17 protein-coding genes are annotated in these 20060 nt (G+C 71.6%); 10 read left to right on the top strand and 7 right to left on the bottom strand.

Features of this window, described 5'->3' with window-relative positions:
• Positions 1 to 22: 22 nt before the first annotated feature.
• Positions 23 to 1225: an acetyl-CoA C-acetyltransferase gene (locus tag ACFVH0_RS07950; RefSeq protein WP_385818707.1), complete on the bottom strand. Its 1203-nt coding sequence runs from the start codon at positions 1223 to 1225 to the stop codon at positions 23 to 25.
• Between the two features lie 134 nt (positions 1226 to 1359).
• On the opposite strand from ACFVH0_RS07950, the gene mce reads away from it, so the two are divergent.
• The 7 genes from mce to ACFVH0_RS07915 all read left to right on the top strand — a co-directional run bounded on the left by mce (position 1360) and on the right by ACFVH0_RS07915 (position 10977).
• Positions 1360 to 1788, top strand: a complete 429-nt coding sequence (gene mce / locus ACFVH0_RS07945) for a methylmalonyl-CoA epimerase (RefSeq protein ID WP_342285662.1) — start codon at positions 1360 to 1362, stop codon at positions 1786 to 1788.
• 164 nt (positions 1789 to 1952) lie between these two features.
• Positions 1953 to 5813: a polarized growth protein Scy gene (scy, locus tag ACFVH0_RS07940; RefSeq protein ID WP_385818705.1), complete on the top strand. Its 3861-nt coding sequence runs from the start codon at positions 1953 to 1955 to the stop codon at positions 5811 to 5813.
• 184 nt (positions 5814 to 5997) lie between these two features.
• On the top strand, positions 5998 to 6936 hold the full coding sequence (locus ACFVH0_RS07935) for a cellulose-binding protein (RefSeq protein WP_072486740.1): 939 nt from the start codon (positions 5998 to 6000) through the stop codon (positions 6934 to 6936).
• A gap of 85 nt (positions 6937 to 7021) precedes the next feature.
• On the top strand, positions 7022 to 8023 hold the full coding sequence (locus ACFVH0_RS07930; RefSeq protein ID WP_385818704.1) for an ABC transporter ATP-binding protein: 1002 nt from the start codon (positions 7022 to 7024) through the stop codon (positions 8021 to 8023).
• 5 nt (positions 8024 to 8028) lie between these two features.
• Positions 8029 to 8808 (top strand): ABC transporter permease, encoded by a 780-nt coding sequence (locus ACFVH0_RS07925; RefSeq protein WP_385818703.1) that lies wholly within the window; start codon positions 8029 to 8031, stop codon positions 8806 to 8808.
• A 181-nt stretch (positions 8809 to 8989) separates the two neighbouring features.
• A complete protein-coding gene (locus tag ACFVH0_RS07920; RefSeq protein ID WP_385818701.1) occupies positions 8990 to 10111 on the top strand; it encodes an ABC transporter ATP-binding protein in 1122 nt (373 codons plus the stop codon).
• Positions 10108 to 10977 carry an ABC transporter permease subunit gene (locus ACFVH0_RS07915; protein WP_385818700.1) on the top strand — a complete coding sequence of 290 codons (870 nt, stop codon included), beginning with the start codon at positions 10108 to 10110 and terminating at the stop codon, positions 10975 to 10977. The genes ACFVH0_RS07920 and ACFVH0_RS07915 overlap by 4 nt, the downstream gene beginning before the upstream one ends.
• A gap of 31 nt (positions 10978 to 11008) precedes the next feature.
• Here the strand turns inward: ACFVH0_RS07915 and ACFVH0_RS07910 are convergent, their stop codons facing one another.
• A complete protein-coding gene (locus ACFVH0_RS07910; RefSeq protein WP_326767869.1) occupies positions 11009 to 11338 on the bottom strand; it encodes an ATP/GTP-binding protein in 330 nt (109 codons plus the stop codon).
• Between the two features lie 211 nt (positions 11339 to 11549).
• On the opposite strand from ACFVH0_RS07910, the gene ACFVH0_RS07905 reads away from it, so the two are divergent.
• Positions 11550 to 12593, top strand: a complete 1044-nt coding sequence (locus ACFVH0_RS07905) for an LLM class flavin-dependent oxidoreductase (RefSeq protein WP_385818698.1) — start codon at positions 11550 to 11552, stop codon at positions 12591 to 12593.
• A gap of 75 nt (positions 12594 to 12668) precedes the next feature.
• On the opposite strand, the gene ACFVH0_RS07900 is transcribed toward ACFVH0_RS07905, so the two are convergent.
• A complete protein-coding gene (locus ACFVH0_RS07900) occupies positions 12669 to 13061 on the bottom strand; it encodes an SCO5389 family protein (protein ID WP_124716348.1) in 393 nt (130 codons plus the stop codon).
• 270 nt (positions 13062 to 13331) lie between these two features.
• Here ACFVH0_RS07900 and nucS point away from each other — a divergent pair, with 270 nt between their 5' ends.
• Positions 13332 to 14003, top strand: coding sequence for an endonuclease NucS (nucS, locus tag ACFVH0_RS07895; protein ID WP_385818697.1), 672 nt, complete (start codon positions 13332 to 13334; stop codon positions 14001 to 14003).
• A gap of 82 nt (positions 14004 to 14085) precedes the next feature.
• Here the strand turns inward: nucS and ACFVH0_RS07890 are convergent, their stop codons facing one another.
• The 4 genes from ACFVH0_RS07890 to ACFVH0_RS07875 form a co-directional block, all read right to left on the bottom strand.
• The gene (locus ACFVH0_RS07890) at positions 14086 to 16560 is read right to left on the bottom strand and encodes an ATP-binding protein (protein WP_385818695.1); all 2475 of its coding nucleotides are present in this window, start codon (positions 16558 to 16560) and stop codon (positions 14086 to 14088) included.
• A 391-nt stretch (positions 16561 to 16951) separates the two neighbouring features.
• Positions 16952 to 17275, bottom strand: coding sequence for an STAS domain-containing protein (locus tag ACFVH0_RS07885; RefSeq protein WP_072486732.1), 324 nt, complete (start codon positions 17273 to 17275; stop codon positions 16952 to 16954).
• A 236-nt stretch (positions 17276 to 17511) separates the two neighbouring features.
• On the bottom strand, positions 17512 to 18360 hold the full coding sequence (locus ACFVH0_RS07880) for a 3-hydroxyacyl-CoA dehydrogenase family protein (RefSeq protein ID WP_385818694.1): 849 nt from the start codon (positions 18358 to 18360) through the stop codon (positions 17512 to 17514).
• Positions 18361 to 18522: 162 nt separating this feature from the next.
• Positions 18523 to 19164 carry a TetR/AcrR family transcriptional regulator gene (locus tag ACFVH0_RS07875; protein ID WP_385818693.1) on the bottom strand — a complete coding sequence of 214 codons (642 nt, stop codon included), beginning with the start codon at positions 19162 to 19164 and terminating at the stop codon, positions 18523 to 18525.
• An 82-nt stretch (positions 19165 to 19246) separates the two neighbouring features.
• Here ACFVH0_RS07875 and ACFVH0_RS07870 point away from each other — a divergent pair, with 82 nt between their 5' ends.
• Positions 19247 to 20029, top strand: coding sequence for an ABC transporter ATP-binding protein (locus tag ACFVH0_RS07870; RefSeq protein WP_385818692.1), 783 nt, complete (start codon positions 19247 to 19249; stop codon positions 20027 to 20029).
• The last annotated feature ends 31 nt before the right edge of the window (positions 20030 to 20060 follow it).

Genomic DNA, 20060 nt, shown 5'->3' with positions numbered 1-20060 from the left:
CGTGCTCTACCTGTACCGCGTACTACTTGCCCGGGACTCGAATGATCAGCGCGTCGCCCTGACCGCCGCCGCCGCACAGCGCCGCCGCGCCGGTGCCGCCGCCGCGCCGCTTCAGCTCCAGCGCCAGGTGCAGCACCACACGGGCGCCGGACATGCCGATCGGGTGGCCGAGCGCGATGGCGCCGCCGTTGACGTTGACCTTGTCCGGGGTGACGCCGAGGTCCTTCATCGACTGGACGGCGACGGCGGCGAACGCCTCGTTGATCTCGATCAGGTCGAGGTCGCCGGCCTCCAGGCCCTCCTTCTTGAGGGCGTGCTTGATGGCGTTGGACGGCTGCGACTGGAGCGAGTTGTCCGGGCCGGCCACGTTGCCGTGGGCGCCGATCTCCGCGATCCAGTCCAGGCCCAGCTCCTCGGCCTTGGCCCTGCTCATCACGACGACCGCGGCGGCACCGTCGGAGATCTGCGAGGAGGTGCCCGCGGTGATCGTGCCGTCCTTGGCGAACGCGGGGCGCAGCTTGCCGAGCGACTCCACGGTGGTCTCCGGGCGGATGCCCTCGTCCTTGGCGAAGAGGACCGGGTCGCCCTTGCGCTGCGGGATCTCGACCGGGGTGATCTCGGCCTCGAAGAGGCCGTTCTTCTGAGCGGCGGCGGCGCGCTGGTGCGAGAGGGCGCCGATCTCGTCCTGGTCGGCGCGGCTCAGGCCGAGGCGGGTGTTGTGCTTCTCGGTGGACTCGCCCATCGGGATGTTCTCGTAGGCGTCGGTCAGACCGTCGTACGCCATGGAGTCGAGCATCTCGATCGCGCCGTACTTGTGGCCCTCGCGGGACTTCGGGAGCAGGTGCGGGGCGTTCGTCATGGACTCCTGGCCGCCGGCCACGACGATGTCGAACTCACCGGCGCGGATCAGCTGGTCGGCCAGCGCGATCGCGTCGAGCCCGGACAGGCACACCTTGTTCACGGTGAGCGCGGGAACGTTCATCGGGATGCCCGCCTTGACCGCGGCCTGGCGGGCCGGGATCTGGCCCGCACCGGCCTGCAGCACCTGGCCCATGATCACGTACTCGACCTGGTCGCCGCCGATGCCGGCCCGGTCCAGCGCGGCCTTGATGGCGAAACCGCCGAGGTCGGCCCCGGAGAAGCTCTTCAGCGAGCCGAGGAGGCGGCCCATGGGCGTACGCGCGCCCGCGACGATCACTGAGGTGGTACCGGTCGTTCCAGACATGAGGGGCGCCCCTTGGGATGAGGAGTGAACGAGGGTTTACTTGAATGTACTGAGCGGTACCTCGCCCGTCATCCGGCAGCGGGTGTGACGGCGCGCACGTTGCGTAACCATCCGTGTGGCGCTGCACTGGTTCCATGCTGACGCGAATCGATCACATCGGGATCGCCTGTTTCGACCTCGACAGGACAGTCGAGTTCTACCGCTCGACCTACGGGTTCGAGGTGTACCACTCCGAGATCAACGAGGAGCAGGGCGTACGGGAGGCCATGCTCAAGATCAACGATACGTCCGACGGCGGCGCTTCCTACCTCCAGCTCCTGGAACCGACCCGGGAGGACTCGGCGGTGGGCAAGTGGCTGGCGAAGAACGGGGAGGGCGTCCACCACATCGCCTTCGGCACCGCGGACGTCGACGCGGATTCCGCGGACATCCGGGAGAAGGGGGTCCGGGTGCTGTACGAGGAGCCCAGGACGGGTTCGATGGGATCCCGGATCACCTTCCTGCACCCCAAGGACTGCCACGGAGTCCTCACCGAACTGGTCACGTCCGCAGCGGAGCACTGACCTCCGGATACCTGGCCCGGTAGAGTGGGCTGTTCCGGGCCGGGGCCGGGTCGGGGCCGCGCCGCGTCCCCAGCCGTTGATCTGTCACCATTCCCCGGGGGACCGTTCACCGGTGAACGGTACTCGTTGGAGAGTTGCGACCAGGGGACGGATGGGACCGCGCAGTGCGGGGCTACGAACGCCAGGAGAGCCACCGAGCTGACGACGACCATCTCTCGCGGTTCGAAGCCGAGATGGACCGGCTGAAGACCGACCGGGAGAAGGCCGTCCAGCACGCCGAGGACCTCGGTTACCAGGTCGAGGTCTTGCGCGCCAAGCTGCACGAGGCTCGGCGCAATCTCGCGACCCGTCCCGCGTACGACAGCGCGGACATCGGCTATCAGGCCGACCAGTTGCTCCGTAACGCCCAGATCCAGGCGGATCAGCTGCGGACCGACGCCGAGCGGGAGCTCCGCGAGGCCCGTGCGCAGACGCAGCGGATCCTCCAGGAGCACGCCGAGCACCAGGCGAGGCTCCAGGCCGAGCTGCACAACGAGGCGGTGCAGCGTCGCCAGCGGCTCGACCAGGAGCTGGCGGAGCGCCGCCAGACCGTCGAGTCCCACGTCAACGAGAACGTCGCCTGGGCCGAGCAGCTCCGGGCCCGGACGGAGTCCCAGGCCCGCCGGCTGCTGGACGAGTCCCGGGCCGAGGCCGAGCAGTCCCTGGCGGCCGCGCGCGCCGAGGCGGGCCGGCTGGCGGAGGAGACCCGGCAGCGGCTCGGTTCCGAGGCGGAGTCGGCCCGGACCGAGGCCGAGGCGATCCTGCTGCGCGCCCGCAAGGACGCCGAGCGGCTGCTGGACGCCGCAGCCGGCCAGGCGCAGGAGGCCACCAGCCACGCCGAGCAGCTGCGTACGTCGACGTCGGCCGAGGCCGAGCAGACCCGGCAGCAGACCACCGAGCTGAACCGGGCCGCCGAGCAGCGCATGCAGGAGGCCGAGACCCAGCTGCGCGAGGCCCGGCTGGAGGCCGAGAAGGTCACCGCCGAGGCGAAGGAGGCCGCGGTCAAGCGGCTGGCCGCCGCCGAGTCGCAGAACGAGCAGCGCACCCGGACCGCCAAGTCGGAGATCGCCCGGCTGGTCGGCGAGGCCACCAAGGACGCCGAGACGCTCAAGGCGGAGGCCGAGCAGGCGCTCGCCGATGCCCGCGCCGAGGCGGACCGGCTGAAGTCCGAGGCGTCCGAGAAGGCCCGCACGGCCGCCGCCGAGGACACCGCGGCCCAGCTCGCCAAGGCCGCCAGGAGCGCCGAGGAGGTGCTGACCAAGGCGTCCGAGGACGCCAGGTCCACCACCAGGGCGGCGAGCGAGGAGGCCGACCGGATCCGCCGCGAGGCGGAGGCCGAGGCGGACCGGCTGCGCGGCGAGGCCGCCGAGCAGGCCGATCAGCTCAAGGGCGCGGCCAAGGACGACACCAAGGAGTACCGGGCCAAGACGGTCGAGCTCCAGGAGGAGGCCCGCAGGCTGCGCGGCGAGGCCGAGCAGCTGCGCTCCGAGGCGGTCGCCGAGGGCGAGCGGATCCGCGGCGAGGCCCGCCGCGAGGCGGTCCAGCAGATCGAGGAGGGCGCGAAGACCGCCGAGGAGCTGCTGGCCAAGGCGAAGGCGGACGCGGAGGAGCTGCGGTCCACCGCGGGCACCGAGAGCGAGCGGGTCCGCAGCGAGGCGGCCGAGCGGGCCGGCGCACTGCGCAAGCAGGCCGAGGAAGCCCTGGAGCGCGCCCGCGTCGAGGCCGAGGAGCTGCGTACCGAGTCCGAGGAGCAGGCATCCTCGACCACCACCGCGGCCGAGCAGGCGGCGGCGGAGCTGCGCGAGGAGACCGAGCGAGCGGTCGCGGCCCGGCAGGCGGAGGCGGCCGAGGAGCTGACCCGGCTGCACACCGAGGCCGAGACCCGGGTCGCCACCGCCGAGCAGGCGCTCACGGACGCGCGCGCCGAGGCGGAGAGCCTGAGGCGCGAGACGAACGAGGAGTCCGAGCGGCTGCGCGCGGAGGCCGCCGAGCGGATCCGGACGCTGCGGGAGCAGGCGGAGACCGAGGCGGAGCGGCTGCGCGACGAGGCCGCGGCGGATGCCTCGCAGGCCCGTGCGGAGGGCGAGTCGGTCGCCGTACGGCTGCGGTCCGAGGCGGCCGCCGAGGCGGAGCGGCTCAAGTCCGAGGCTCAGGAGAGCGCCGACCGGGTGCGGTCCGAGGCCGCCGCCGCCGCGGAGCGGGTGGGTACGGAGGCCGCCGAGGCGCTGGCCGCCGCCCAGGAGGAGGCCAACCGGCGCCGCCGGGAGGCCGAGGAGACCCTCGACGCGGCGCGCACCGAGGCGAACCAGGAGCGGGAGCGGGCCCGCGAGCAGAGCGAGGAGCTGCTCGCCTCCGCCCGCAAGCGGGTCGAGCAGGCGCAGGCCGAGGCCCAGCGGCTGGTCGAGGAGGCGGACAGCCGGGCGACCGAGCTGGTCTCCGCGGCCGAGCAGACCGCCCAGCAGGTACGGGATTCGGTCAGCGGGCTGCAGGAGCAGGCCGAGGAGGAGATCGCCGGGCTGCGCTCGACCGCCGAGCACGTCGCGGAGCGGACGAAGTCCGAGGCGCAGGAGGAGGCGGACCGCGTCCGCACCGACGCGCACGCCGAGCGGGAGCGGGCCGGTGAGGACGCGTCCCGGATCCGCCGGGAGGCGCAGGAGGAGTCCGAGGCCGCGAAGGCGATGGCCGAACGGACCGTCGCGGACGCGATCGCCGAGTCGGAGCGGCTGCGGGCGGACACCGCCGAGTACAGCCAGCGGATGCGCACCGAGGCCTCCGACGCGCTGGCCTCGGCCGAGCAGGACGCCTCGCGCAGCCGCGCCGAGGCCCGCGAGGACGCCAACCGGATGCGTTCGGACGCCGCCGCCCAGGCCGACCGGCTGGTGGGCGAGGCGACGAGCGAGGCCGAGCGGATCGGTACGGAGTCGACGCAGCGGGCCACCGGGCTCGTCGAGGAGGCGACCCAGCAGGCCACCGCGCTGGTCGACGACGCGAAGCAGCAGGCGGCCCGGCTGGCCGACGAGGCCGCGGACGAGGCCGAGCGGCTGCGGGCGGAGGCGGCGGCCACCGTCGGCTCGGCACAGGAGCACGCGGCCCGCACCCGCGAGGAGTCGGAGCGGCTGCGCGCCGAGGCGGAGTCGGCGGCCGAGCAGATGCGCGCGGAGGCCCGCCAGGAGGCGGACCGGCTGCTCGACGAGGCCCGGGAGGCCGCGGCGAAGCGCCGGGCCGATGCGGCGGAGCAGGCCGATCAGCTCGTCAACAAGGCCCAGGAGGAGGCACTGCGCGCCGCCACCGAGGCCGAGAAGCAGGCCGACACGATGGTCGGCGCGGCCCGCAAGGAAGCCGTGCGGATCACCTCGGAGGCGACGGTCGAGGGCAACTCCCTGGTGGAGCGCGCCCGTACGGACGCGGACGAGCTGCTGGTCGGCGCGCGCCGGGACGCCACGGCGATCCGGGAGCGGGCCGAGGAGCTGCGGGCCCGGATCGAGGGCGAGATCGAGGAGCTGCACGACCGCGCCCGGCGGGAGACGTCCGAGCAGATGAAGACGGCGGGCGAACGCGTCGACAACCTGATGAAGGCGGCGACGGAGCAGCGCGACGAGGCGGCGGCCAAGGCCAAGGAGCTGCTGGCGGACGCCAATTCGGAGGCGAGCAAGGTCCGGATCGCCGCGGTGAAGCGGGCCGAGTCGCTGCTGAAGGAGGCCGAGCAGAAGAAGGCCACGCTGGTCCGCGAGGCCGAGAAGCTGCGGGCCGATGCCGAGGTCGAGGCGAAGCGCACGGTCGACGAGGGCAAGCGCGAGCTCGATCTGCTGGTGCGCCGGCGCGAGGACATCAACACCGAGATCTCCCGTGTCCAGGACGTGTTGGAGGCGTTGGAGTCCTTCGAGACGCCGGGCGGCGGCGGCAAGAGCGCGGGCGGTTCCACCGGCGGCGTCAAGGCCGGGGCCTCGGCGGGCACTCGATCGAGTGGCAAGTCGTCCGAGGGGTAGTCGTCTTGTCATCTCCCATGCTCTGTCAGGAACGTTCAACCCTCCGAGTGGCAAGGGTTGCGGGGGTCAGCCACTCAAAAGGGGTGTCATTCTCCAGATCAAACGGGCATCCGCTCGATGACACGCCGTTCCGGCCCCTAGGATTCCCCCTAACACCTCACCGGTCTCATTCGACAGGAACCCCATGAGCGACCCTTCCTCCCCCTTCGGCTTCGAGCTCGTGCGACGTGGATACGACCGCGGTCAGGTGGATGACCGCATTACCAAGCTCGTCGCCGACCGTGATAGTGCTCTCACCCGCATCACGTCTCTGGAAAAGCGCATCGAGGAGCTCCACCTCGAAACGCAGAACGCCCAGGCCCAGGTGAACGACGCGGAGCCGTCGTACGCCGGACTCGGCGCCCGCGTGGAGAAGATCCTGCGGCTGGCCGAGGAGGAGGCGAAGGACCTGCGCGAGGAGGCCCGCCGCGCCGCCGAGCAGCACCGCGAGCTCGCCGAGTCGGCCGCCCAGCAGGTGCGCAACGACGCCGAGACGTTCGCCGCCGAGCGCAAGGCGAAGGCCGAGGACGAGGGCGTCCGGATCGTCGAGAAGGCCAAGGGTGAGGCCGGCTCGCTGCGTACGGAGGCCCAGAAGGACGCCGCGCAGAAGCGCGAGGAGGCGGATGCCCTCTTCGAGGAGACCCGGGCCAAGGCCGCCCAGGCCGCCGCGGACTTCGAGACCAACCTGGCCAAGCGCCGCGACCAGTCGGAGCGCGACCTCGCGTCCCGTCAGGCCAAGGCCGAGAAGCGTCTCGCCGAGATCGAGCACCGCGCCGAGCAGCTCCGCCTGGAGGCCGAGAAGCTCCGTACGGACGCCGAGCGCCGGGCCCGTCAGACGGTGGAGACCGCGCAGCGCCAGTCCGAGGACATCGTGGCCGACGCGAACGCCAAGGCCGACCGGATCCGCAGCGAATCGGAGCGCGAGCTGGCGGCGCTCACCAACCGCCGCGACTCGATCAACGCCCAGCTGACCAACGTCCGCGAGATGCTGGCCACGCTGACCGGCGCCGCGGTCGCCGCCGCCGGCACCCCCGCCGACGACGAGCCGGTCACCCGTGGTGTCCCGGCTCAGCAGGGCCGCTGACCCCGAGTACGTCAGCTGTACCCCTTGCGCGCCCGGTTCCGCCCTTGTGGTGGCGCCGGGCGCGCGGCCGTTCTAGCGTGAACGCATGATCGAGCTCGATGGTCTCACCAAGCGCTTCGGCAACAAGGTTGCCGTCGACCGGCTCTCCTGTCGTGTCAGACCCGGAATGGTGACGGGTTTTCTGGGGCCCAACGGGGCGGGCAAGTCCACGACGATGCGGATGATGCTCGATCTCGACAACCCGACCAGCGGTTCGGTGCGCATCGACGGAAAGCACTACCGCGAGCTGGAAGAACCGCTGAAGTACATCGGGGCGCTGCTGGACGCCAAGTCGATGCACGGCGGACGCAGCGCGTACAACAATCTGCTCTGTCTCGCTCAGAGCAACCGCATCCCGGAGAGCCGGGTCGCCGAGGTGCTGGACACCGTCGGGCTGACCGCGGTGGCGAAGAAGAAGTCGAAGGGCTTCTCGCTCGGCATGGGCCAGCGGCTCGGCATCGCGGCGGCGCTCCTCGGCGACCCGCAGGTGCTCCTCTTCGACGAACCGGTCAACGGCCTGGACCCCGAGGGCATTCACTGGATCCGCAATCTGATGAAGACGCTCGCCGCGGAAGGCCGGACGATCTTCGTCTCCTCGCACCTGATGAGCGAAATGGCCCTCACCGCCGACCACTTGATCGTGATCGGCCAGGGCCGGCTGCTCGCCGACACGTCGATGGCCGACTTCATCCACCAGAACTCCCGCAGCTACGTACGGCTGCGCTCGCCGCAGCAGGAGCGGCTGCGCGACGTACTGCACGAGGCGGGACTGATCGTGGTCGAGACCGGGGGCGGCACGCTGGAGATCGACGGCGCGACGACCGAGGCGCTGGGTGAGCTCGCCGCGCAGCACCAGATCGTGCTGCACGAGCTGAGTGCCCAGCGGGCCTCCCTGGAGGAAGCGTTCATGCAGATGACGGCGGACTCCGTGGAGTACCACGCGCACTCGGACCATGCCCCGCCGCCACCTCCGACGGGCCCGCAGTGGGGCGAACAGTGGAACCGGCAGACCGGTGGCCCCGCCGCCGGCAACGGCAGGGAGGTGTGACGACGATGGCATCGGTACCCGCGGTCCTGACCTCCGAGTGGACCAAGATCCGTACGGTCTCCTCGACCGTCTGGACGCTGATCTCCGCGTTCGTCGTCACCGTCGCGATGAGCGCGGCGCTCTGCGCCCTGATGAACGCCCAGTTCGACGACCTCCCGGCGATGGAGCGGGCCACCTTCGACCCGACTTTGATCAGCTTCTCCGGCATGGTCCTCGGCCAGCTGGCCATGGTCGTCTTCGGGGTGCTGGTGGTGGGTACGGAGTACAGCTCCGGCATGATCCGCACCTCACTGGCGGCGGTGCCCCAGCGCGGTTCGTTCCTGTTCAGCAAGATCGCGGTGGCCGGGGTGCTGGCCCTCGTGGTCGGCATCGCGACCAGCTTCGTCTCGTTCTTCCTCGGGCAGGCCCTGCTCGGCGAACACCACACGGACATCGGTGCGGACAACGTGCTGCGCGCGGTGGTCGGCGGCGGCATCTACATGGGGCTGATCGGGATCTTCTCCATGGGCGTGGCGACGATGCTGCGCAGCTCCATGCTGTCGCTCGGCATCCTGATGCCGTTCTTCTTCCTGGTCTCCCAGATCCTGTCGGCGGTGCCGGGGGCGAAGAAGGTCGCCCGCTACTTCCCCGACCAGGCCGGATCCAAGATCATGCAGGTGGTACCCGACGCGATGAACAGCAACCCGGCTCCGTACGGACCGTGGGGCGGGCTCGGGATTCTGGTCGCCTGGGTGGCGGCCGCGCTGATCGGCGGCTATCTCGTGCTGAAGAAGCGCGACGCCTGACCGCTCGCCGGGCAGCGCCCGACCGGCCCGGAATCCTCTCTTCCGCTCCGCCCCGGAGCGGCGCACGGCACAAGGGCTTGGCCGGAACCGTCAAGGCCTGGATATCCTCCTAACTCTTACGGGGGTGTGCGGCCACTCGGCCTGGGCCCCGACGACAGATGTGAGTCGATGGGGCTGGAGCATGATCGAGGCAGTCGGCCTGACCAAGCGCTACGGCGCGAAGACGGCCGTGCACAACCTTTCCTTCCAGGTGCGGCCGGGCGCCGTCACCGGATTCCTCGGTCCCAACGGGTCGGGCAAGTCCACCACCATGCGCATGATCCTGGGCCTGGATCAGCCGACCTCCGGCCATGTGACGATCGGCGGCCACCCCTTCCGCAGTCTGCCGAACGCACCGCGTCAGGTGGGCGCGCTGCTGGACGCGAAGGCGGTGCACGGCGGGCGCAGCGCCCGTAACCACCTCCTCTCGCTGGCCCAGCTCGCCGGCATCCCGGCCGCGCGGGTCGACGAGGTGCTCGGAGTCGTCGGCCTCCAGGACGTCGCGCGCAAGCGGTCCAAGGGCTTCTCGCTCGGCATGGGCCAGCGGCTCGGCATCGCGGCGGCGCTCCTCGGCGACCCGCAGGTGCTCCTCTTCGACGAACCGGTCAACGGCCTGGACCCCGAGGGCATCCTCTGGGTCCGCAATCTGATGAAGATGCTGGCGTCCGAGGGGCGTACGGTCTTCGTCTCCAGCCACCTGATGAGCGAGATGGCGCTCACCGCCGACCATCTGATCGTGATCGGCCGGGGCCAGCTGCTCTCCGACATGAGCGTCAAGGACTTCATCTCGGCCAATTCGGCCGACTTCGCCCGGGTGCGGGTGGCGGACGGCCCCGCGGAGCGGCGCGAGAAGCTGACCGCCTCGCTCACCGAGGCCGGCGGACAGGTCATGTCCGAGCCGGGCGGGGCGCTGCGGGTCACCGGGCTGCCGCTGCCGCGGATCAGCGATGTGGCGCACGAGGCGGATGTCCGGCTGTGGGAGCTCTCGCCGCACCAGGCCTCTCTGGAGGAGGCGTACATGCGGATGACCCAGGGCGTCGTGGACTACCGCTCGACGGCGGACCAGAAGGCGGGGCTGCAGCCGCCGGCGCCGCACGGGTACGCGCAGCCGGGGTACGAGGTTCCGCAGCCGCCGGAGATGCCGCAGCAGAACTGGTACGCCCCGCCGCCGCCCGGGGGGAGCCCGCACCCGGGAGCCCCGGCCGGGCCCGTCGCGGCCGCCCCGGACCCGACCAAGCGCGAAACCAGCGAGGACCCCCGATGACAACGCCGACCACGCCGCCGACGCCGTCGGCCCCGCAGGAGCAGCCCGCCCCGGCCGCGCAGATCGCGCCGGCCGGTTTCTACACCTCGCCGATCCCGGTGCGCCGGGCCACCCTGGGCGATGCGATCGCCTCCGAGTGGACCAAGATCCGCTCGGTGCGCTCCACGATGTGGACGCTCGGCGTGATGATCGTGCTGCTGCTCGGGATCGGGCTGCTGGCCGCGGTCGCGGTCGACAGCGCCGGCAACGATCTGGGCTCGACGCCGGTGCTCAGCCTCGGCTTCTTCGGGGTGCTGCTGGGCTCGATCTGTGTGATCACACTCGGTGTGATGACCATCGCGTCGGAGTACGGCACGGGCATGATCCGTACGACGCTGACCGCCTGCCCCAGCCGGGCCCGGGTGCTGAGCGCGAAGGCGATCGTCTTCTTCCTGCTCACCTTCGTGATCACGACCTTGATGACCGCGCTGGTCGGGGTGTTGCAGACGGCGCTCATCGACAGCGCCGCGCCTTCCGGGGGCGACTGGCTGCGCGCGACGGTCGGCGTCGGCCTCTACACCGCGGCGCTGGGGCTGCTCTCGCTCGCGGTCGGCGCTCTCATCCGGCACTCCGCCGGTGCGATCACGATCATGATCGGTGTGGTGCTGCTGCCGCTGGTCCTGGCCATGTTCATGTTCACGGAGTCGCTCAACGACCTGCGGATGGCGCTCTTCGACTACTCGATCCCCAACCAGCTCAGCGCGCTCTACTCCACCGCGGTCGCCGATTCGGGACCGTCCGGCTGGGATCCGCTGTGGATCATGCTCGGCGTCTCGGCCGTGGCACTGCTCGGCGCGTACGCCGCCCTGGACCGGCGGGACGTCTGACCCGTCCGGCCCGCCCCCGCGCGGCGGGGGCTCAGTAGCGAGGCGCGTTCCTGGACCGCTGCACCTGTGTGGTGCGGCGGTCCTTCGCGTTCCAGCACGCCTTGTGCCAGTGCCTGCGGTCGTCGATGCCGCCGTACTCGGACCAGGCCACCAGGTGCGGGACACCGGAGGGGATCTCCTGGTCGCAGCCGGGGCAGCGGTAGCGCTTGCCCGCCGCGCTCGCGCCGCTGACCGGGCGGACGGACCACTGCTCGCCCTGCCACTCCTCGGCCCGTCCCCCGCCGCCGTAACGGGCCCCCGGCTCCGCTGTGCTGTCGTGGGGACTCTCGCCGCCTCGGGGGCGGTTGCGGCGCGGGGACACGTGACACCTCACGGGGCAGGCTGGGCAGTTCCCGTCCAGCGTAGGGCCATTTGGCCGACGCGGGCGTCCGGCGCCTCGCGGGACGGTGTCCCGGGAGGGGTGAGTTACCGGAAAATCGCAACAACCTGCCGGTGGACCGTGCCTTTGGCACGTGTCAGACGTTGTTGCTCAATAGGGGAGAGCCGCGTCGGCCGCAAGGAGGCAATTGGCGATGCGTGTGGGAACGTTCGTACTGGCAGCCCAGTTTCCGGGGCAGGGGCCGGGGGAGGCGCTGCACCGCGCGATCCGGTCCACCGAGGTCGCGGAGGAATCCGGCCTCGACTCGGCCTGGCTGGCAGAGCATCATTTCGTGCCGTACGGGGTCTGCCCGTCCGCCGTCACGCTGGCCGCGCTGCTGCTCGGCCGCACCCGCAGAATCCGGGTCGGCACGGCGGTGAGCGTGCTGTCGACCCAGCATCCGGTGGCGCTCGGCGAACAGGCCGCGCTGCTCCATCTCACCAGCGGCGGCCGGTTCACGCTCGGCGTCGGCCGGGGCGGCCCCTGGGTGGATCTGGAGGTGTTCGGCGGGGGCCTGGAGGCGTACGAGAAGGGCTTCCCGGAATCGCTGGAGCTGCTGCTCGACTGGCTGGCCGAGCCGCGGGTGGCCGGGCGCGGCGAGCGGTACGGCTTCCGCGAGGTCGCCGTGGTCCCCCGGGCCGACGAGCTGCTCGCGCAGGACGGCGGCGAGAGCCCCGGCGGCCCCGAGGTGGTCGTCGCGTGCACCTCTCCGAAGACGGTGAAGCTCGCCGCGGAGAACGGCCTGCCGATGCTGCTCGGCATGCACTGCGGGGACCAGGAGAAGACCGACATGGTCGCCCTGTGGCGCTCCACCGCGCTCGCCGCGGGCCGCTCGCCCGAGAGCGTCCGCGAGGCCGGGCATGTGTCCGCCGGGGTGGCCCAGATCGCCGACCGCCCCGAGGAGGCGGCGGAGACGCTCGTGAAGACGATGCCGGGCTGGCTGCGACAGGGGCTGGACGCCCATGTGACGGTCGACGGCCGGCACCGGGTGATGCGGGATCCGGTCGCGTACACGGAGCTGCTGTGCGGTATCCATCCGGTGGGCCCGCCCCGGCTCGCCGCCGACCGGCTCGCCGCCACCGCCGAGCGGACGGGCATCACCCGCTTCGCCCTCCTGGTGGAGGGTTCGGGAGATCTGGCGGCCACGGAGGAGAACGTGGTGCGGCTCGGCACCGAGGTGCTCCCGCTGCTCACCTGACAGATCGTGGGAGGTACGGGGGCTGCCGCTCCGGAACCAGTTGCACCGATCGCGGTCCGGAACGGCAGCAAGCGTTTAGCAGTCCCGTAGTTCGGGCGACTGGTTGAGCAGCTGGCCCCTCACCGAGGTGAAGCGGGCCAGACGCTCGTCGACCGACGGGTCCAGCGGGAACACCGCGACGCGGTGGCAGTTCTGAAATGCCAGACGCACCCCGAAGTGCCGCTGGAGCGCGCCGCGGATCGCATCACTCGCGAGCGCGCGCAGCAGCTGACCACGTGCCTGCTCGTCCGGCGGGGGCGTCTGGTTGTCGGCGAACTCTCCGCCGTCGACCTTCAGCTGAGCCACCAGAGAGCTGATCATCTCCCATGCGTAGGGCAGGGAGGTCCGGACGCAGTCGACGAAGTCGGCTTCGTCGACCTCGCCTCGCTCGGCCTGTTCCAACAGCGCCGGTGAGACGTCGAGCGACATGGGTTCTCCTCTCGCGACCCCGACGCCGGGCCGGGGCCTTACGGGCAGGGAAGGAGGACGGCGACGCAGCGTACACGGACGGCGACCTCCTGCTTACACGGTAAGGGTGCGGTCCGGGCCGCACCAGGAGATTGGGAACACAACCGGCCAATAACGAAGGGGCGCAAAGAGGGGCAAGCCCCGACCGCGCCCTTCGTGCACCAGCAGGGTGACGGGAGTGGCAGGGGGAGAATCGCGTGGAACACCCCTCGTCGAGTAGCGTTGCCGACCATGCGTCTCGTCATCGCCCGCTGCTCCGTGGACTACGCCGGCCGGCTCACGGCCCACCTGCCCTCCGCTCCCCGTCTGATCCTGGTGAAGGCGGACGGGAGTGTGTCGATCCACGCCGACGACAGGGCGTACAAACCCCTCAACTGGATGTCACCGCCCTGCACTCTGAAGGAGGGCGCCGGCGACACCGCGGGCGTCTGGACCGTGGTGAACAAAGCGGGCGAGAAACTGATCATCACGATGGAGGAAATCCTCCACGACTCGTCCCATGAGCTCGGGGTCGACCCGGGCCTGATCAAGGACGGCGTCGAGGCGCACCTCCAGGAGCTGCTCGCCGACCGCATCGAAATCCTCGGCGAGGGCTACACCCTGATCCGCCGTGAGTACTTCACCGCCATCGGCCCGGTCGACATCCTGTGCCGGGACGCCGACGGCCGGACCGTCGCGGTGGAGCTGAAGCGGCGCGGCGACATCGACGGTGTGGAGCAGCTGACCCGCTACCTGGAGCTGCTCAACCGCGATCCGCACCTCGCCCCGGTGAAGGGGATCTTCGCGGCCCAGGAGATCAAGCCGCAGGCACGGGTGCTGGCGACGGACCGCGGGATCGGCTGTGTCGTTCTCGACTACGACGCGATGCGTGGCATCGAGGACGACAAGCTCCGGCTGTTCTGACCCGCCCGCTCCCCCAGCTCCTCACCGGTCCCCGACGCCGGACGTGCGTGTCACGTCCGGCGTTCGTTCGTTCCGGGGCGGCTCAGGTGACGGTCGGGCCGCTGTCCGCGTCCGCCGTGGACGAGGACGAGGAGGGCCCGTTCGCCGAGTCGGAGGTGTCGGGTGAGGACGGATCGGGCTCGGTGGCCGTGTCCGTAGGGCTCGGGGAGTCGCTCTCCGTCGGACTCCCGGTCGGGGACGGGGACTTCGTCGGTGTGGTCGACTTCGTCGGGGTGGGCGACTTGGTCGGCTTGTGCGACGGCGGCCTGCTGCTGGACGAGGTGTCCGACGACGGGGTGCCGCTCGGTCCTGTCGGGTCCGTGGACGGTGTGCCGCTGCCGCTCGGCGTGATCTCGCTGCCCGACGGGCCGGGCGTCGCCGTGCCGCTGCCGGATTGCGGGCCGGCCGGCGTCGAGCCGTCGGCCGGGCTGTCGGCCGGGACCTCGTCCTCGCCGCCGCCCGGGCTCTGCGACTGCCCGGTGGTGACGTCCTGGTTCCCCTGGACGTCGTCGCCGCCGGAGGTCAGCCCCAGCGCGACCACCGTGCCGAGCACACCGGTCAGGAGTACGCCCGCGGCTGTCGCGACCGGGTTGCGCCGGGCCCCGGCGAGCACCGAGAAGCGCCCCGACCTGGCGTTCCGGCCGGCCGCCGGGGAGTTCTGCCGCGAGATCACCGCGGTGACGTCCCCGTACGGCCCCGAAAGGGTCTGCGTCACGGACGGTTTCGCACCGACGGTCGGCGCCGTCGTCTCCTCGGTCCGCGGCAGGGGCAGCTCGTCCCCGGGCGGGGTGAGGACGATGGGCAGCGGGCCGCCGGAACGGTCCGCGACCAGGGCGAGCGCGCGCCGCCCGGCCACTGCCCCGGACTTGTCGGCGAGCGCCCCGCGCATGCCGATCGAGGTCTCCAGCTCGGCCCTGGCCCGGTCCGGATTTCCGGCCAGGAGCGCGAGCACTCCCAACTCGTGGTGGAAGTAGGCCTCTTCGGCGACCTCCCCGGCGATCCTGGCCGCCTCCTGGCCGATCCGCAGCGCCTTCTCCCAGGCTCCCCAGTGCAGGCCGGCCGCGAAGGCCGGGGTGGCGCTGCGGGCCAGCAGCACGGCCACGCTGGTCTGTCCCGCCCCGTCGCCGGGCACCAGCTGTGCCATCGCCGCGACGACGGCGTCGCCCTCGGCCGTCACCCGCTCGGGGGTCACCGAGGGGTGCCCGGCCCACCAGGCGTAGTGCTGGGCGGCGGTGCGGGCCCGCTCGGTGGCGTCCTCGCCGTATCCGGCGGCCTCCAGCTGGGTGACGACCCCGGCGGCGAGCCGGTAGCGGGGACCGGCCGGGGAGAGCAGGCCGCAGCCGGCCAGTTCACCGAGCGCGGCGTCCGCGTGGGTGTCCCCGATGAGCGCCGGCAGGTGCGCCTGGTGCGGCACCTCGCCGCCGAGGGCCACCGCGAAGCGCAGGGTGTCCCGGGCGGCCCCGCTCAGCCGGGAGGCGAGCAGTGCGGCCGGGGCCGCGCCCTCCCCGAGGCTGGGCAGCGGTATGTGGACACCGTCGACGGCCTGGTCGTGGCCGAAGGGGGCGTCCTCGGACAGGGTGCCGTACTCGCCGTACGCCTCGGGGTCGGTGCGCAGCCGGTCGCGCTGGCGCAGCAGTGCGGCGGCCTGGACGAAGCGCAGCGGCAGCCCCTCGGACTCGAACCAGAGGTCTCCCGCCCAGTTCGCCTCCTCGTCGGTGAGCGGGCGCTCGACGGCCCGCTCCAGCAGCTCGACCGCCGCACCGCGGCCGAGGCCCGCGAGGAAGACCTCTTCGAGGTGCGAGTCGGTGGTGGGCGCGGCGACATCCGGAACCGTCGCGAACAGGAAGGCGCACTCCGGGGTCGCGTCGAGCAGTTCCTCCAGCGCGGCCCCGCCGAACTCCAGGTCGTCGAGCAGCACGACGGCGCCGATGCTCCGGACCCGGTCGAGCAGCTGGGTGCGGTCGGGGCGGTGCAGCGGTGCGTCGTGGACGGCCTCGAAGAGCCCGTACAGCAGCTCGGTGGCGTTCCGCTTGTAGCCGCTGAGCCGTACGACTCCGTCCGGTGCGAGGTCCGCGCAGTCGGCCGCGACGGCGTCGAGCAGTGCCGTACGGCCGGAGCCGGCCGGTCCGGTGAGCCGCACCGAGCGACCCTGGGCCAGCAGGCGCGCCAGCCGTTCGCGCTCCTGCCCACGCTCCAGGAGCGGCAGTTGGGGGGCGGGCGGCCCCGGTGGTACGGGCGGTGCGGTGGCGCGTTCGCGGTCGGCGCGGCCGGTGGTGGTGCGCCGGGCGGGCGGGCCGGGCCGCTCCCCCGGCGGGCACAGCTCGACCTCGCTGCCGTCGATCGGGTTGACGGTGAGGAGGTAGTCGCCCGATATGAGGCGGACGACGCGGGCCTGCGGTGTCGGCTGGCCGGGCTCCGGGGTCAGCTGGTCGCGGGCCGGCCGTCTGCGTCCGGGCCCCTCGCCGAAGCCGCCGTTGTCCCGGCCGTACTCTTCCGGTCCCCGGTGTGTCGGGTCCATCGCCAAAGCCCCCAGACGCGTCGCGCACGATTGCCCCTCCGGCCTCGCACGCCCCGCTGTCGCTTCCGGTCCGGTGTCCGCCCGGTGGGTTCGACAATCGGCGGACGGCCGAACCCTAGACGGTCGCACGGTGTCCCGTCACAGTCGGGGGGTCACGCCGCCCGAAGCGCACGTTCTCGTACGGATTGCGTACTTTCGCCCACGGCGTGCGGCCGGGGCGCACGGCTGGGGAGCGGCCCAGGGTCTTTCGTCCGGATCAGGCCGGATCGGAAAGCGGAGTCCGTGTCGTGCATCGCAAGGGAGCTCGGGGAAGGAGCGCCGACGACCGGCGACAACGCGGCGAGGTGCGGCGCCGGGGCACGCGAGCCCGGCCCGATCCGAACGGAAGGCCCTAGACGCGCGGCAGCGAGTCCGCGGCGATTCCGCCCTCGATGGCCAGGATGCGGTGCAGTCGGGTCGCCACCAGCAGGCGCTGCATCTGCGGCGGCACGCCGCGAAGCACCAGCCGCCGCCCGGCCCGGCCGGCCCGGCGGTGTGCGCCCATGATGACGCCGAGTCCGGTGGCGTCCCAGGAATCCAGCTCGGTCAGGTCGAGCACCAGATCGCCGACGCCGTCGTCGAGGGCCGAGTGCAGGGCCGTACGGGCGTCCGCCGCGCTTCGGACGTCGAGGCGGCCCCCGACGACCAGCTCGGCGTGGTCGCCCCTGATGTGCATATGCGCTCCCCTGGAATGCTCCGTAGCAAGGTTCGTCTGTCTGTTCTGTCTCTGCCACAACTGACTGCGACAGGGACAGGGAAGTTGCCGTCTGTAAGCGAACCGATACCGAATTCACTCCGTGGAGTGACCGCGGTGCGGCGGGGGCCCGCTCGGATCCATTTGATTCCGGGAGACTCCCCCGTGCCTCCGGGCCTGACCGACGGCAGATCAGGCAACCGGAGGACCGAGAACGATCAGTACGTATAGAAGCCCTGCCCGCTCTTGCGGCCGATGTCACCTGCGTCCACCATCCGGCGCATCAGCTCCGGCGCGGCGAACTTCTCATCCTGCGACTCGGTGTAGATGTTGCCGGTGGCGTGCAGCAGGATGTCGACGCCGGTCAGGTCCGCCGTGGCGAGCGGGCCCATGGCGTGGCCGAAGCCCAGCTTGCAGGCGATGTCGATGTCCTCGGCCGAGGCGACGCCCGACTCGTACAGCTTGGCGGCCTCGACGACGAGCGCCGAGATCAGCCGGGTGGTGACGAAGCCGGCGACGTCGCGGTTGACGACGATGCAGGTCTTGCCGACGGACTCGGCGAACTCCCGCGCGGTGGCGAGGGTTTCGTCGCTGGTCTTGTAGCCGCGGACGAGCTCGCAGAGCTGCATCATCGGGACCGGCGAGAAGAAGTGCACACCGACGACGCGCTCGGGGCGCTCCGTCACGGCCGCGATCTTGGTGATCGGGATGGCGGAGGTGTTGGAGGCGAGCACCGTGTCGTCCCGGACGATCTTGTCGAGCGCCCGGAAGATCTCGTGCTTGACCTCCAGCTTCTCGAAGACGGCCTCGACCACGACATCCGCGTCGGCGACCGCGTCGAGGTCGGTGGTGGTCGTGATGCGGCCGAGCGCGGCCTCGGCGTCGGCCGCGTCCAGCTTGCCCTTGGAGACGAACTTGCCGTACGACGCCTCGATGCCGTCACGGCCACGGGCCAGGGCCTCGTCGGTGACGTCGCGCAGCACCACGTCCCAGCCCGCCTGGGCGGAGACCTGCGCGATGCCGGACCCCATGAGTCCGGCTCCGATGACGGCGAGCTTCCTGGCCACGTCTGCACCCCTTGGTTTCTGTTCGCCTCTGCAGCTGGTCCCTGCACGGCCCTCAACGGTTTTTCACATGCTCTCCGGCGGAGATTAGTACCCGTGAGGGGCGCTGGGGCCGTGAAGAGATGCGCGTCACGTCTCACATGACGGACATCACACCGGCACTCCTCATTCGGCGGCGCGCCGGGCGTAGTTGAGGACCTTTTCGCCGAGCAGGTCCTCGATGTCGTCGAGCAGCACGAGCGCGTCCCTGGACACCTCGCCCGCCCTACGGCCGGCCACCATCTCGCGGCCGATGTACGCCATGAGTGTGCTGTGCACCCAGGAGAGCTGACCGGCCACCAGGACCGGCGTCGGATCCCCGGGCTCCGCCCCGGACTCCTCCTGGAGCGTCGACTCCAGATGCTGAACGGCCTCCTGCTGTATGTGCCAGAGGCGGGCCTTGAGGCCGTCCGCGCCCTCGATGACCCGCATGAAGCGTTCGTAACCCTCCATCAGGCCGACGGTGGGCGAGACGCCCTCCACCTGGATGCGCAGTTCGCGCAGTACGGCGTCGGCCGCGGACTCGCCCCTGTCCCGGCCCCGGACGTACCGCGAGAGACGGTCGACGACGTCTCGGCCGCGGTCGAGGAAGAGGTCCTCCTTGGTCGGGAAGTAGTTGTAGACCGTGTTCACCGAGAGGTCGGCGGCGCGGGCGATCTCCGCGATCGTGACCGCGTCGAAGCCCCGCTCCAGGAAGAGACCGGTGGCCACGTCCGAGAGGTGCTGTCTGGTCTGGCGCTTCTTGCGCTCCCTGAGTCCCTCAGCCATGACCCCATCGTATGGCTCCCCTGGGGTTCCTCAATATTTGGTGTCATTGCAATTTTTCAGTGACTCTGTTTTTGTAGTCACTATGCCAATCATCAGCACGGCCGGGCTCGCCCGGACCTTCGTCACCAAGGCCGGCCCGGTGGAGGCCGTACGTTCCATCGACATGACGGTCGCGGCCGGCGAGATCGTCGGCCTCCTCGGCCCCAACGGGGCGGGGAAGACCACCACCCTGCGCATGCTCACCACGCTGCTCGCCCCCACCGGCGGCGCCGCCACCGTGGCCGGCTGCGATCTGCTCGCGGACCCGGCGGGCGTACGGAAGAAGTGCGGGTACGTGGCCCAGTCGGGCGGCGTCGACCCCCACATCAGCGTCCGGGAGGAGCTGGTCACCCAGGGCCGGCTCTACCGGCTCGGCAAGGCGGCGGCAGCGTCCCGGGCCGCGGAACTCGCCGCGGAACTGGGCCTCTCGGAGCTGCTCGACCGGAAGACGGCGACGCTCTCCGGGGGCCAGCGGCGGCGGCTGGACATCGCGATGGGGCTCACCCACCGCCCCTCCGTGCTCTTCCTCGACGAGCCGACCACCGGGCTCGACCCGGGCAGCCGCACCGATCTGTGGGACCTGGTGCGCCGGCTGCGCGACACCTACGGCACGACCGTCGTGCTCACCACCCACTACCTCGACGAGGCCGACGCGCTCGCGGACCGGCTCGTCGTGGTCGACGGCGGCCTGGTCGTGGCCGAGGGCGCACCGGCCGCGCTGAAGACCCGGTACGCGGGCTCGCCCGGCTCCTCGCTCCAGGAAGCGTTCCTGGCGATCACCGGGCGCGCCTCCGCACCCGCCGACGCCGCCCCCGTCGCCGTCTAGAGCGGGCGGTCAGCGCCGCATCGCTCCGTCA

It is taken from the genome of Streptomyces sp. NPDC127117, assembly GCF_042677325.1.
In the GTDB taxonomy this organism is placed as follows: Bacteria; Actinomycetota; Actinomycetes; order Streptomycetales; family Streptomycetaceae; genus Streptomyces.
This window is presented reverse-complemented; position numbering and strand designations above follow the sequence as displayed.